This is a genomic window from Paenibacillus paridis, from assembly GCF_006345825.1.
Taxonomy (GTDB): domain Bacteria; phylum Bacillota; class Bacilli; order Paenibacillales; family Paenibacillaceae; genus Pristimantibacillus; species Pristimantibacillus paridis.
In genome coordinates this window covers 1,486,010-1,500,106 of sequence record NZ_VCIX01000092.1, presented here as the reverse complement: position 1 = coordinate 1,500,106, position 14,097 = coordinate 1,486,010, and the positions used below count along the sequence as shown (strand labels likewise).

The window sequence follows — 14,097 nt, the reverse complement described above, 5'->3', positions numbered from 1 at the left end:
TGTAAACGAAAGAGCAGGTTAATTCCAAGCCGTAATTGAAGAATTATGCTTTCCGCTGAAAATTCAACACTATTTTGTAAACATTAACCAAAGAAATGGCTGATGTAAATCATGACCAGCAAACCAATGATGAAGGAATACGTCGCTGATCGCTCGAATCCATGGCCATGCGTTTCCGGTATAAGCTCCTTATACACAATAAACAACATTGCTCCCGAGGCAAAAGCAAGTCCATAACCTATAAGCCCTTCCACATAGCTAGCAGCAAAATAACCGACAATCGCAGACACAACTTCCATTAATCCGGTTAACGTAACAATGAGCATCAGCTTTAGCTTGCTAACTTTGGAGTGGATTAGAAAAATCGCAAGCACAAGTCCTTCCGGCATATTTTGCGCGCCAATGGCAATCGCCACCATCGGTCCAAGTCCTCCATTTGTACTGGCATAACTAAAACCGGTGCTTAATCCCTCAGGGATGTTATGGATGAACAATGCAAAAATGACGAGCAGAGACTTGTTGTCAAATGAGCTGATGCCTCTTTTTTGCTCAATGTCGATATGGGGAATATTTTTTTCAATGAGATCCAGCGCAATTACTCCAATAAGCAGCCCTAAGGTCAAAGGTATCAAACCCGATTCATTGAGCGCCTGCGGCAGCAATCCAAAGGTAGAGGCAGAAACCATAATGCCTGCCGTAAAGGCAATGAGGATATCCTTCCATTTCTCAGAGAGGCTTTTGACAAACAGCAGTGGGATCGCGCCAAGCACTGTCGCCATTGCTGAAATAAAGCTTCCAATTAGCGCTTCGGCCATACGTTCTCTCCTTATTCACTTGAAGTTTCTATTTATTCCTTATTTTGCACGTTAACCCCTAAATGCATCCGGCAAGCCTTGTTCCGCCAATTGTTTCAACTGCTCGTTCCGATGCTCCAAAAATTTAGTCATATAAGCTTTGAGCACCAGCCGCTCAGCGATCCAGCCAAGGACCCCAAGCGGCGCTTCGAATCTAAGTATATCTTTCATTAAGGTACCCTCGCCCTGCTGTTCAAACAAGTGAATATGCTCTAAGCTCTTGAACGCGCCTTTTTGGGTTTCGTCAACAAATAAATAGGGTGCGTTATACTCGGTAATTTTTGAAGTAAGCCGCTGCCTAACCCCAAAATGCGTAGCTTCAAACGTAACCAGCTCTCCACCTTGAATGCGACCTGACGTCACACCAGCTACTGCTCGCTCACGAGTATGCTTCCACACCGTTTTCGTATGTACATCAATATCTCGCGCCAGATCAAAGCAATACTCAATCGGCGCTTGTATAAAGATTTGAGTTTTAACCTCTGCCAAGCCTTTCACCGCTCTTCTCTGTTATGCGTTATGCCAAACCTTCTTTAACCATGTTCATAAAATAAGACTGATGCTCCGGCCGGCACGCAATTAAATAAGGCTGTTCCATCATCCCTTTAAACGGCCGACCGTTATAGTCAATCACGATCCCTCCCGCTTCCTGCATCATTAAAATACCGGAGTATAGATCCTCTCCTTCTGAATTATAAACGATTATGGCATCCAAATCGCCTCTAGCGAGCATCGTCCACTGCAGCGTTGGCGCCCATAGACGCATCATCCGCTTCGTATGGACATCTACGTAGTTTCTGAGCTTAACGGCTCTCTGCTCATTTTGCACAGCATGTCCTTGTATCCAGCCGACTCTTGCTTTAGTTAAGCTCTTCACTTCACGCTGCTTAAGTGGAAGTGCATTGCACGTCATTCCCTCGCCCTTGCTTGAAACATATAATCGATCTGTCATCGGCTCATAAATAACCGCGAGTACAGGCTCATATTTATAGGCCAGCGTAATCGATATGCCAAAGAGAGGGAGTCCCACTGCAAAATTGTTAGTACCGTCTAGCGGATCGACCAACCACAGCCAATCGCTCAGAAGCCCGTTCTCGCCTGCCTCCTCAGATCGAATCTGGTGGGTGGGGAATATCCGCCTGATCTTATTAAGGATAAGGCTCTCTGCCAAATAATCCACTTCCGTTACAATATCCCCATGGTCATCCTTTTCTTCAAAGTGATCCAGCGTAGCAAATCGTTCCCGGGTTAGCCGACCCGCTTCGTAGGCAGCCGCAATGGCCGTTTCCATCGCGATTTGTCTAGTTATTTGATTCATATGATATCCTCCCAACTTTAGGTTAAAGTCTGTTTCCATTCGAAATTGCCGAAAGTTTTCCTCGCAATCTACGTTTATACAGGAGCCACGTTTTCAGAATGGATTCTTCGCTAACGTGGCTTGTAACCATGGAAACTAACGGAAAATCCTCTAAACCTACCTCCATTTTGAAAAGCGGAGATACTTCTTGTTCGCTTACCCATTCATCGAAGTAGACGGAAGCGCTGCTTGCTCTAACAAAGGATTGCTGCGGCAAAAAATAGACAGTTCCGCTTGTCCAGGGAGTGTTGCTAAACGTTTGCTCTGTCAACGAGAAAAAATAATATCGGTATGGATGAGCTTTGATGCGCAAGCAACCGTTTCGAAAGTTTCCAACCAGCTTAGAACGATTGAATACAGCATAAAAAATCGGCCAAATCGCATCCTTCGTTGCAAATACAGCATTTACATATTTTCCGTTATATAACGTTTGCCGCCTCGTCTCGAAATTTGTGATCGCTTGATTGTTAGAGCCATGAACGAGCATACCTTTCTGCTCAGCCATATACGCAACAAAGCGATGCTTCGGATATGGACAATCATAAATAATGCTAGCGACTCCAGCACGGATATCCGTATGTTGAATAAGCCGTTCATAGGCTTCTTTCTCCTGATGGTCAATCGCTATCGGCGGCATGCCAACAAAAAGCTTATTTAAAAGCAGCGATGAGAATCCCATTTAATCAGGCTCCTTTTTACTTCAACGTATAACACTCACACCAGCATACTTGCTTCCACGATTATACATGGATATAGAGTGGTAATAAAGGCTGGACATACAAAAAAAGGACTGCAGTCACAGCAATAATTGCCTGTAACTACAGTCCTTTTAGCTACTAACGCTCTTATTTCACAATGCTTTCCAATACATCGTCGATCACTTGGGAATATGCTATTGTACCTGCATACAGCCAGCTGGATGTGCTTGGATATTCATATACCTTGCCGTTTTTCACAGCGGGGATGTTTTTCCAAATCGGATCGCTCAGCGCTTGTGAATCTGTTTCCGTACCGCTATTAATTAAGAAAATATGTTCTGCATCAAGCTCCGCTAGCTTCTCAAGCGGAATCGCATTCCAGTTGCCCGTGCCCGTAGCGGAAATTTCTTTAACAACTGCTGGTACAGTTAAACCAAGCTGGTTGTAAAGCAAGTCGCCACTTGAGAGCTGGTCGCTTACGATATAGAAGTTGCCTTGGACAAACCAAAGCGCTGCCGCTGATTGGCCTGCCGCTGCGGCTTGCAATTTCTCTTTAGCTTCTTTTGCTTTAGCATCGTAAGTGTCTAGCACTTTTTGAGCTTCTTCGCTTTTGCCGACAACCTCACCAATTTTCAGCAAAGCTCCGCGCCAATCTGCCGTCAGCTTGTCTCCAATCGTAAAGGTTGGAGCGATCTTTGTATATTGGTCAAACTTCTCGCCTTCAACATTGCCGTCGTATGCCATTAGGATAAGGTCAGGTTCAAAGCTCGTCATCGCTTCAAAAGGAAGATCGTAAGCAATGGTAGGAATGCCTTCAAGATCCGCGCTCAGGTAGTCCTGAATGCCGTTAGGCACCGACCACTGCGCAACAGGTTTTATGCCCAAAGCAACCAAATGATCCTCTAAATAGGATGCTACAATGCGTTGTGGATTGGCAGGTATGGTAACTTCATGGCCAAGCTCATCCGTTAATGTTCTTTCCGTAGGCGCATCAGTAGCCGCAGGTGCATTCGTAGCAGCTTCGTTTGTTGCAGCACTGTTCGTCTCGTTGTTCGTCTTATTGTTTCCGCAAGCTGCCAGCCATAAGGACATGACCATCAAGCTTACTAATACGAACATAAATTTTTTGTTGTTGCGGATATTCACGGTAGTTCCCCCTGTAGAACAAGATATTGGATTGAAGTGAAAGCATGTCACCCCAAAAGTCACCTAATGATAACAATTATCATTTTCAATGTCAACTGGGTTTTTAGCCTTTTATCTTATCCTTTAAAGGGAAGCGCTACCATAGTAATGCCCTATCCTCTTAACCTTTTTCCTGGTCAATTTGAGCCAGAAACTGACTAATGGTTTGATAAAGCTTACCTTGTTCCTTATAGCGAATATTGTGTGCGGATTGTTCGAATGATGCAATCGTTACGTTAGGCATTAAGCTTGTATATTGACAAAGATCCTGATCGTTGATTAAAGAGCCTTCAAGCAAACCTCGCATGACCAAAACGGGTAGCATGAGATTCGCGTTAAAAAAAACAGCGGATGACTCTCGCTGGATACCTTCTACAGCTTCAACTCGTATATTCGCAGTCCGATTCGTAGGAATGATATAATTGGATAAGTAATCAGCCGCCCACCCGGTCGGCATTTGCTTATGTTCCGCCGGATAATCCTCCACAATCAGGGAATCAAGACGTTCCTCGTTGGTTTGAGCATATCCAAGCGCATAGGATACACCGCGAGAGTTCCCCATGAGATGGAAACGCTCCAGCTTGGAATGTTCGACTACCGCAGAAATGTCCGTTATATGCTCCTTAAGATCATACCCTCTCATTGGAGTATCGCTGCTGCCACGTCCGCGAAAGGATAACACAATCGCTCTTCTAGGCAGAAGAAATAATAATAGATCCTCGTATTCTTCTGCCGTTTCCGACAATCCCGGACAAATGATAAGCGGCGTTAAACTCAAATCAGCTAAAGATTTTGTGTCTATGTAATGAATGTTTATATCCTGATTGACAGCCCAGTATGATTCCATCTTCATCCTCTACTTCCCTGTAGCACACTCATTTTATCTTTCCCTAGCTATGACAAAGCCTTTATCGGTTTGAGTAAAGCCAATACGCGGATAATACTCCATAGCCGATGGCGCGGAGAGAAGTACAAGCGATACCTCTGCTCCAAGCACTTCTCTTAATCGTTCAACAAGTTGCTTGCCGATCCCGAGCTTTTGGTATGGTTTGCTAACCGCAAGATCTGAGAGGTAGCAGCAATAAGAATAATCCGTCACCGCGCGGGCCACGCCCACTAACGCTTCCCCATCCCAAGCGCTTATGATAATATCCGCATGTTCAATCATTTTTTGCAGCCGATCCAGATCCTGAAAAGGACGTTTAATCCCCGAGCTTTCGAATACCTTGGATAGATCTTCCGCAGTTAGTTCTTTATTATTTTGATATCGGATCATGTTCGGAATCTTCCCCTCTTTCTTAATCATTCAAATGGTAAAATTGCTCACTATGGTTATTTATATATTCGTTCATTCGCTGAATGCTTTTCTCTGCTGCTGGCTGGTATTGCTCATACAGCCTTGTCACATGTCCGAGCAACTCTTTGTTGTGGTCTAAATCCGACGCAAGCGCCTGACGCCAAGCTCCGTCAGCTTGCTTGTTGTGCGCGGTAACCAGCTGCTCCATTTCATTGCAAATAAGGACCAAATGCTCTTCTCCGTAAAATAGCAGTCCCTTAGTCAGCTCTCGCCAGCCCTTCAGCTCACTTACAAAATAAGAGGCAAACCAATAAAACTCGGCTAACGTTTTCGTATGGTTATGGAAAGCATAAAAGAGATATAGCGCCTTTTGGGCATCATTCAACCGGTTGTAAGCATCTGTTTTGACGGCTGCATCCTTGCCTCTTACCTCTTCCAAAATGGGCTTTACACATAACCAGGAAAGCTGCTTGCTAGCAATATCATTTTTTTGCAAGGTAACCTTCATATTTTCCTCCTTTTCAAAGAATATGCCTTAATTCGTCGAACCTGTTAATCGTATGCAGAGGCTTTGCTTCTAGCTCCTCGCGCCACGGCTGATTTACCTTTACCCATATCGTAGACATGCCCGCACGCCAAGCGCCCTCGATATCGTTTACCGGATGATCGCCTACGTAAAGGCATTGGTGTGGATACAGCTTCAATCCTGTGCAGGCAGCTTCAAAGATCCGAAGATCTGGCTTCTTATAGCCCGCTTCCTCCGAAACGATGATAAAATCAAATGCCGCCCGAAGTTCTAAATGATCCAATTTCCCATACTGAATTGCGTTTCTTCCATTGGTAATCACTGCTGTCTTGTATTTGCCACGTATGTAGCCAATGACTGCTCGTGCGTTTTCCATGAGGACCGCGTTTTTTGCATAGTGCTCATGATAATACCTCATCAACTCGGCTTGCTTAGGCTTGTTCAGCCATGGCAGGCTGACAAGAAGCTCATCGAACAGCTCCCGCTTGTCCTTATAGCCATCCTGGTCTAACTCCATCACATGGTTAAGCATTTGGGAATGATCCGCTTCATGATTAAAATAATGCTCCAGCATGGAAGCAGCAAATGACTGAAATGAATTTGTCCGGTCAATAATCGTATTGTCTAAATCAAAAATAACCGCTCGGATCTCCTTCATCGCATCCCCTCCCTTTATTTCCATGATTATACATCTAATTATTTCTATGGGATAGTCCATATTTCAACAAGCTTTCCTATATATCGTTGAACGTAACAAAAAGAACCTTCAACCCCATACGAATGGCAGTTTGAAGATCCTTCACCTTAGCTGAGTATAATTCACGCCTATTCTGACTGAAAAGCTTCCATTAGAATTGTCTTCCGATTATTCAAGTAAGCGTCTTTCAATATATCTCCCAATTTCTTCGAACAGCGCTTCCCGTTCCCAAATGACTTTGAAGCCTTGCATAAAGGCATCACCTGCCGCTTGCTCGATTGGCACTTGCAGCCAAGCTTCATCAGCCACGCCAAACTCAACTTCCAAACCGCTAGCATAACTGATTCGTATCGTAACCAACGATCCCCGGTCTTCTTTGGTCACTTGCTCCATTTCCTCAAAATGAAACTGATGTAGGATGGCATCAATCGTTTTAGATTTTTTATCCGAAAGAAGCAGGAAGGTAAGCTCTCCCGCTTCCTCATTCTCATCGTCTGCACAGGGACCTACAAGCGCTATGCCTGCAATATGGGATTGCTCGCCTGCCCAGCTCACAAAATCGTACATCAGCTTATAATGATCCGTTCTCATAATTATAATTGCTCCTTCAAATACCAACTTGGAATCGTTGATTGAAAATGATCATGCTCCTCCAGCACTCGCTCAAGCTTGGATCTCATGATTCCAAGCTCTTCAGGCTTAACCTTCAAAATCCAAACCACAGACGAAACGATACTCATCGCCAAATACAAAGAATAGAGCGTCCAAAACATTTCATCAGGTTCCCGATTGCCATGATAGCCCTTGATTTGGCCTATCGTAAAGGGGATGCTTACTTCAGAACTGAACATGCCTGCCTTCAAAAAATCATGAACAGGATCGCCCCAATCCATTCGGTTAAAATCGATAACGCCGGCAAACTCGCCTTGCTTGATAATTAAGTTGCCTACGTGAAAATCATCATGCTGAAAAACGTTCGGCCTCCCTTTCATCAGATGCAAATGACGGTCAATAAAAGCCAGAAATCGCTTTTCGTCCTTTATCCGATGCTCGCTTGGCAGGTTTGAATACTCGTCCATATAGCGCATATGCTTTGCGAGCTTGCGGTCATGCCACGATTCGCTAGCCGCAGGTGCATGCCAGCTGTGCATTTTAGCCAGCTCTGCTCCCGCTTCCAAACCAATCGTATACTGTATGTCAGGTGAATACGTAGGGAGTGCATCCGTTGCTTCCTCACCCTCAACATAGGTTAATACCATATAACCTAAATTTTCTTGAGGCAGCACGCCGATCGTTATCGGTTTGGAGCATCTAACATCGAACTTCTGCATCTGGCATATTGCGTCATATTCGGCTTGCTTGGTAGTTAACTCCTCCAGTGCAAAGGCTTTTAACAAGTAGAGCACGCCATTCTTCTCAACAATAAACTTCAGGTCATTGGAATAGCCTTTATTGATCTTTTCGATCCGACTCCTACCTTGGAGAAACTCCATTTCCCGTAAAAAAAGCTCAGCTTTCATTGAATTGCTCATCCCTCGCCGCCTTCCGTATCTAAAGTCCTACCGCCTATAAAAGGAGACACCATTTTTAATTCATGTTTTTTGCTCTTCGTCTTTTTCAAAAAGTATAAGTGGTTCAATATGTCGGGTCAAGCGGCTCCTCCTTGCACCGACACCACGCATAAAATGAAAAACGGCCAACCTATGGTCAGCCATCTTCTTTACGATTCGTTCATTTACGTCCAAGTCAGACAGACAAATCGTCTATTGTCTCTTGCTGTATGCCACAACTTCATCATAAGGTAAATTGCCGCCAAAGATATCCAGGGCACTGCCGATCGTTATATCAAGCTTGCCTCCGGACAACTCACGAAATTGATCCATATCCGCAATGGATCTGGCACCGCCGGCATACGTGGTCGGAATATGGACCCACTCCGCGAGTGAGCTGACAAGACTTTGCTGGATCCCACGCTGCTTGCCCTCGACATCTACCGCATGGACCAGAAATTCATCACTATACTGCTCAAGATAGGCCATGTTTTCCTGATTAACTTCAAAGTTGCTGAACTGCTTCCACTGATTCGTCACAACGAACCATTTCCCATCCTTTTCTTTGCAGCTAAGATCGATAACGAGTCGTTCCTTGCCTACCTCGGAAACGATTTTCGCCAGATGATCTGTATTAAGCTGACCATCTTTGAAGATGTAGGACGTAACGATGATATGCGAAGCGCCTTTCTCCAAATAAAAGGAAGCATTCTCAGCGGTAATGCCGCCTCCAATTTGCAGCCCTCCAGGATACTGCTGAAGAGCGCTAACTGCCGCCGCTTCGTTCCCGCCGCCAAGCATAATCACATGTCCGCCTGTTAACGCATCCGTTTTGAACAGCTCAGCATAATAAGTAGAATCTTGCTTGGATACAAAATTTTCAATGATTTCGGCATTCAGCGTTTCACCGACAATTTGCTTTACTTTCCCGTCATGCAAGTCGATACAAGGTCTAAACTTCAACTTCATTCCTCTATTCTGTAGGTTCTATGTATGGATATCCTTATATGCAAAATAACCTAAACCGCACTCATAAATCAACTATAACCTGCAAATGCTCGCTTGTTGTTTCGCTATACAGCTCTGAAAAAATATTTCCCTGCTTACTTCATCGGTTTCAATATCCGGAGATATCCGTTCATGATAAATGTCTAGCAGCTTCCCCTTCTCATACATACAATGATGATTGAAGCATTCCTGTTCATTTAGCATATATGGCAGCGTGATCGGTATATTCGGTACAATGCCGACATTATCCGCGTGCAGGATCCAATTTATCTTTTTCCAATCCAAAATCCCTTCATCCGTTCTAACAGGCGTGGCGTATTCAAAGTTCTCAGGCACTTCGGCGACATAGGCATACATCCCTCCAAAATCAAAGTCATCGCCCGTCCACGTAACCAACCCTTTAAATTTCAACGAATAAGACCCAATGCCCGTTTCCTCTTCCATTTCTCTAATCATGGAGTCGCGGGGCGTCTCCTCAGGATCAAGCTTGCCTCCAATGCCGTTCCAGCAGCCCATCCAGCTAGACCTTTCCCGGTTGAGCAATAGGATTTCAGCCCCGCGCTTAATAAAACAAATATTATACTTTAGCATGTTAAAAATATCTCCTAAATATGAAAGTAAAAATCAATAAAAATTGGTGCTGAGCGCGATAAGTAGCATAGCCACAACAAGCCCAGTAAAAATATAGCCAATGACCCGAATGCCTTTGGGCAGCGTATGCCAGATCACCTTTTGCGGGACGCCTCCGCCTTCAATACGCTGCGCATCCTCAAATAGGGGATGAAAGGAGCTTACCGATTCCATTCTTGATGTCTGCGTTTCATGAAGGTTGTTTTTATTATTTTTCATTTCATGGCCTCCGCTCATCATCGTTTGGTCTTAGGCATATTTTAACACATTAGCCGATTAGTGCCGAGTAACTTCATGAGTGGGCGGCAATAACGAAAAAAGAGACAAAGAATATAACATTCTTTGTCTCTCCCTATTAAAAATCGAAATTATCCGGGTCCGGACCTACGCGGTGATTCTCATTCAAGCCGCTAATACGGGCCATATCCTCTGCAGATAGTTCAAAATCAAATACGTCTGCATTAGCGATGATTCGTGTTTCCTTCGTTGATTTCGGTATCGTAACAACACCATTTTGCAAATCCCAGCGTAAAATGACCTGTGCCACTGATTTGCTATAGCTGTCCGCAATTTTCTGCAGAAGCGGGTGGTCAAGCAGCTGCCCTTGCATCAGCGGTGACCAAGCCTCGAGTTGAATCCCGTTTTGCGCGCAGTAAGCTCTGAGCTCTTCTTGCGTTAAGCGCGGGTGGTACTCCACTTGATTAATCATCGGTTTGATTTCTGCTGTTTTCATTAAGTGCTCGATATGATGAATTTGAAAATTGCTTACCCCAATCGCCCGCACTTTCTCTTCTTTATATAAGGTTTCCAATGCTCGCCACGCTTCAGAGAACTTTCCGTCCACGGGCCAATGAATCAGATAAAGATCCAGATACTCAAGTTCAAGCTTGTCAAGACTCGCTTGATAGGCCGCAAGCGTCTCTTCGTAGCCTAAATCAGCATTCCATACTTTCGATGTCACAAACAGCTGCTCGCGGCTAATGCCTGCCTGCTGAAGTCCTGGCTTGATTCCTCTTCCAACACCCGCTTCGTTACCGTAAATAGCTGCGGTATCGATGCTCCGATACCCATTTTTAATCGCTGAAGCTACCGCTTGTTCCAGCTCTTCGCCTTCCTCTACTTTAAATACGCCTAGCCCAAACCAAGGCATTTCCACACCGTTATGCAAAGTTGTTGTCGCTTGTAAATGATTCATTATATAATCTCCTTCGCTAGTAAAATGTTGTAGTTAAACTGTCTTTTCTTTCAAGGTATCCTTGCGCTCCAGCTTGAGACTCCAGCCCGTCAACAGCACGGCTGCCACCACCATGATCCCGCCAAACCAAGACGTATGAATCAAACCAATGGAATCAGTCACTACTCCGCCTAGATATGCGCCAATGGCAATACCTGCATTAAACGCTGCAATATTGATCGCAGATGCAACATCGACGCCGCCAGGCATCAACCGCTCCGCCAGCATAACTACATAAACCTGAAGTCCTGCAACGTTCATGAAATGGAACAAGCCCATCAGGAGGATCGTAATTAGCGCGGCGATTTTGAATGGAGCTGTAAATGCCAGAATAAACAATACGACGGCTTGTACAATAAACATGTAAAATAAAGCTTTTAAAGGCTTGCGATTAGCTAACTTCCCGCCAATCACATTGCCGATCGCAATCGCGATTCCATAAAAGAGCAGAATAACGGTCACATGATTTTGTTTAAACCCGCTTAATTCCTGCAACATTGGGGCTAAATAAGTGAATACGGCAAAGGTTCCGCCATAACCTAAAGCTGTAATGATGAAGATAAGCAGCAATCGGCCATTCGTAAACAGCTTCATCTGTTGGGCGATGGTCGTCGGCGTACCTTTGCGCAAATCAGACGGAACAAGAATGCTGTTGGCGATGAACGCTATAATTCCTACAATAACGATCGCTATGAAAGCAGCTCGCCAGCCCAGTTGCTGTCCAATAAACGTTCCGATTGGCACGCCGGTTATCGTAGCCACGGTCAATCCGGTAAACATAATTGCAATCGCGCTAGCTCTGCGGTCTGAAGAGACAACGTCAGCGGCAATCGTCGACCCGATGGACATAAACACACCGTGTGCGAATGCCGAAATAATTCTCGCAAATAGCAGAAATGCGATCGTCGAAGCCGTAGCAGCCAGCGAGTTTCCGATAATAAAGACGACCATGATTGCGAGCAGCAGTGTTTTTCGCGGTATTTTCGTCGTTAAGGATGTAAGAATTGGTGCGCCAAACATCACACCCAGCGCATATAACGTCACGGTTAAACCGGCTGTCGTAACCGAAATATTCAAGTCCTGCGAAATGAGCGGCAGCAATCCGACGCTAATGAATTCCGTTGTTCCGATGGCAAACGCACTAACCGCTAACGCCAGCAGCGCTAATGTGCTTCTTCTTTTTTCTGTCGTCATCCTGCTTCCCCCATCCTCTGTCTATAAAATAATTCGTGTAGCGTTGATCGGCCGATGAATGTTATTATCGGTTATGCCGAGCAAATTGAACAGTACGTACTTATAAGTACTATAGGTACTTTTAAGTACCCACAATATGAACTTAGAGGAGTCATAGCATGATCAAAAAGAAATATAACGTGAGTGTGGAGGCCACACTGGAGGTTATCGGAGGCAAGTGGAAATGCATCATCCTATGTCATTTGACGCATGGTTTGAAGAGGACGAGTGAGCTTAAGCGCCTCATCCCCGACATTACCCAAAAGATGCTGACACAGCAGCTTCGAGAGCTTGAAGAAGACGGTATTATCAATCGCATCGTATATAATCAGGTTCCCCCGAAGGTAGAGTATCAACTCAGTGAATATGGCCAAAGCTTGAAGGCCATCTTGGATTCGTTATCGGCTTGGGGAGAATGCCACATCGTGAAAGTATACGGCAACAAGCATGATGTGCTGGAAGAAAATATTTTCAACAAATAAAAAAGAAAGAATTTCCATCGCGCCCGCCTAAGGCAAATGGAAATTCTTTGTTTGGCTCTATTCTGTTAAGGCTCATAAGAAAAACCTGGATACTTCACGACCGGCCACTTTTGTTTGCGCAGCGCATCCAGCAGCTCATCTCCCACATTCAAATTACTTTTAACCAACTCACGCGGCGTTAAAGCCATCCATTGATTCAACGAAACATCGACGAAACGGTCGCTTTTGAACATTTCCAAAAACCATAAGGATTGCTCTCCCGTATTTTGGATATAATGACCATACGCAAATGGAACATATCCGACATCACCCGCTCGATAATCGAAGGTTCGCGCAACCCCGTTTCCAGCAAAAACCGTCATCCGTCCCTGTCCGGCAAGGTAATACTGCCACTCGTCATTGTTCGGATGCCAGTGCAGCTCCCTCATTCCTCCCGGCTCAACTTCCACTAAGGCGGCAGCAACCGTCTTCGAGATCGGAAAGTTGGAGGAATCCACAATGCGCACGCTGCCACCAGACGTTTTAAGCGGCGGCTGTGCTAGGAGGCTGTGCGTAAAGCTCAGAGGTATCGTACCGTAGGGAGATTGAACCTTCTGGCTCTCAAGCGTACCTGGCACTTTGTCCTGATAAATATAGACTTGATCGGTTGGAATGTCCTTGAACGCCTGTTCTGGAACGCCAAAATTAGCAGAGAGCACTTCTTTTGGCGTATGAGCAAACCAATCGGAAATCGAAAGAGTATTAAGGTCCGAGAAGCTGCCGTCATCAAAGACGAGCAAAAACTCGCATCCGCCCTCCAGCCCTTGAATGGAATGAGGAATGCCCGCTGGAAAATACCACAGATCCCCTTCTCCGACATCTGCAATAAAATTACGTCCGGCTTGATCCACAGAAGTGATCCGCGCTTTTCCAAGAAGCATATAAGCCCATTCAGCCTGCTGGTGCCAGTGCAGCTCGCGCACTCCGCCTGCGTTCAGGCTCATGTTCACGCCGGCAAGCGTTGTCGCAATAGGGAGATCACGGACCGTTATTTCCCGAGACCAGCCGCCTTGATTTAGTTGCATATGCGTATCTGAATAGGAAAATTTTAAATTGGGAAGCAAACCCGCGTCTGTCACTGGCGGCACGAACATATTCGGATTTTCCTTGTCCCGCATAATATCCCTCGGACCACGGTCAATTCCGCCAGCACCGTCGCTTATTCTAAAGGGCTGCGGGATTTGATTGTTGTCTTTCCCGTCATAAGGTGGATTTTCCATTCTTCCACTCCCTATCACTTGTTCATCTAATCATGGCATTCATGACCTATACAGCTTATGATGAGAGAGTATGATATATGTGGTTTT

Annotated in this window: 18 protein-coding genes; 1 reads left to right on the top strand and 17 read right to left on the bottom strand. The window is 45.2% G+C overall.

Features of this window, described 5'->3' with window-relative positions; genetic code table 11:
* Window positions 1-83 precede the first annotated feature (83 nt).
* From FJQ58_RS28595 to FJQ58_RS28520, 16 genes are all read right to left on the bottom strand, one after another.
* Complete coding sequence (locus FJQ58_RS28595) at window positions 84-815, bottom strand: ZIP family metal transporter (protein ID WP_139998696.1); 732 nt, start codon at window positions 813-815, stop codon at window positions 84-86.
* A gap of 51 nt (window positions 816-866) precedes the next feature.
* On the bottom strand, window positions 867-1,343 hold the full coding sequence (locus FJQ58_RS28590) for an SRPBCC family protein (RefSeq protein ID WP_139998694.1): 477 nt from the start codon (window positions 1,341-1,343) through the stop codon (window positions 867-869).
* Window positions 1,344-1,371: 28 nt separating this feature from the next.
* Window positions 1,372-2,172 (bottom strand): inositol monophosphatase family protein, encoded by an 801-nt coding sequence (locus FJQ58_RS28585; RefSeq protein WP_139998692.1) that lies wholly within the window; start codon window positions 2,170-2,172, stop codon window positions 1,372-1,374.
* A gap of 22 nt (window positions 2,173-2,194) precedes the next feature.
* The gene (locus FJQ58_RS28580) at window positions 2,195-2,890 is read right to left on the bottom strand and encodes a hypothetical protein (protein ID WP_202915345.1); all 696 of its coding nucleotides are present in this window, start codon (window positions 2,888-2,890) and stop codon (window positions 2,195-2,197) included.
* Between the two features lie 166 nt (window positions 2,891-3,056).
* Window positions 3,057-4,049, bottom strand: coding sequence for an ABC transporter substrate-binding protein (locus tag FJQ58_RS28575; RefSeq protein WP_140000181.1), 993 nt, complete (start codon window positions 4,047-4,049; stop codon window positions 3,057-3,059).
* A 166-nt stretch (window positions 4,050-4,215) separates the two neighbouring features.
* Window positions 4,216-4,947, bottom strand: coding sequence for an alpha/beta fold hydrolase (locus FJQ58_RS28570; RefSeq protein ID WP_139998690.1), 732 nt, complete (start codon window positions 4,945-4,947; stop codon window positions 4,216-4,218).
* 27 nt (window positions 4,948-4,974) lie between these two features.
* Window positions 4,975-5,370, bottom strand: a complete 396-nt coding sequence (locus tag FJQ58_RS28565) for a GNAT family N-acetyltransferase (protein WP_139998688.1) — start codon at window positions 5,368-5,370, stop codon at window positions 4,975-4,977.
* Window positions 5,371-5,392: 22 nt separating this feature from the next.
* Complete coding sequence (locus FJQ58_RS28560; RefSeq protein WP_139998686.1) at window positions 5,393-5,899, bottom strand: hypothetical protein; 507 nt, start codon at window positions 5,897-5,899, stop codon at window positions 5,393-5,395.
* A 13-nt stretch (window positions 5,900-5,912) separates the two neighbouring features.
* Window positions 5,913-6,575, bottom strand: coding sequence for an HAD family hydrolase (locus tag FJQ58_RS28555; RefSeq protein WP_139998684.1), 663 nt, complete (start codon window positions 6,573-6,575; stop codon window positions 5,913-5,915).
* Between the two features lie 207 nt (window positions 6,576-6,782).
* Entirely contained in the window at window positions 6,783-7,205 is a 423-nt protein-coding gene (locus tag FJQ58_RS28550) for a hypothetical protein (protein ID WP_139998682.1), read from the bottom strand.
* 2 nt (window positions 7,206-7,207) lie between these two features.
* A complete protein-coding gene (locus tag FJQ58_RS28545; RefSeq protein ID WP_238404375.1) occupies window positions 7,208-8,146 on the bottom strand; it encodes an aminoglycoside phosphotransferase family protein in 939 nt (312 codons plus the stop codon).
* Between the two features lie 231 nt (window positions 8,147-8,377).
* Complete coding sequence (hisA, locus tag FJQ58_RS28540) at window positions 8,378-9,127, bottom strand: phosphoribosylformimino-5-aminoimidazole carboxamide ribotide isomerase (protein WP_139998680.1); 750 nt, start codon at window positions 9,125-9,127, stop codon at window positions 8,378-8,380.
* A gap of 78 nt (window positions 9,128-9,205) precedes the next feature.
* The gene (locus FJQ58_RS28535) at window positions 9,206-9,763 is read right to left on the bottom strand and encodes an NUDIX hydrolase (RefSeq protein WP_139998678.1); all 558 of its coding nucleotides are present in this window, start codon (window positions 9,761-9,763) and stop codon (window positions 9,206-9,208) included.
* A 33-nt stretch (window positions 9,764-9,796) separates the two neighbouring features.
* Window positions 9,797-10,021 (bottom strand): hypothetical protein, encoded by a 225-nt coding sequence (locus FJQ58_RS28530; protein ID WP_139998676.1) that lies wholly within the window; start codon window positions 10,019-10,021, stop codon window positions 9,797-9,799.
* A 136-nt stretch (window positions 10,022-10,157) separates the two neighbouring features.
* Window positions 10,158-11,000 (bottom strand): aldo/keto reductase, encoded by an 843-nt coding sequence (locus tag FJQ58_RS28525; RefSeq protein ID WP_139998674.1) that lies wholly within the window; start codon window positions 10,998-11,000, stop codon window positions 10,158-10,160.
* 30 nt (window positions 11,001-11,030) lie between these two features.
* Entirely contained in the window at window positions 11,031-12,230 is a 1,200-nt protein-coding gene (locus tag FJQ58_RS28520; RefSeq protein WP_139998672.1) for an MFS transporter, read from the bottom strand.
* 158 nt (window positions 12,231-12,388) lie between these two features.
* On the opposite strand from FJQ58_RS28520, the gene FJQ58_RS28515 reads away from it, so the two are divergent.
* Window positions 12,389-12,751: a winged helix-turn-helix transcriptional regulator gene (locus FJQ58_RS28515; RefSeq protein ID WP_139998670.1), complete on the top strand. Its 363-nt coding sequence runs from the start codon at window positions 12,389-12,391 to the stop codon at window positions 12,749-12,751.
* Window positions 12,752-12,816: 65 nt separating this feature from the next.
* Here FJQ58_RS28515 and FJQ58_RS28510 read toward each other — a convergent pair whose 3' ends face one another.
* Window positions 12,817-14,010, bottom strand: a complete 1,194-nt coding sequence (locus FJQ58_RS28510) for an oxalate decarboxylase family bicupin (RefSeq protein ID WP_139998668.1) — start codon at window positions 14,008-14,010, stop codon at window positions 12,817-12,819.
* Window positions 14,011-14,097 lie beyond the last annotated feature (87 nt).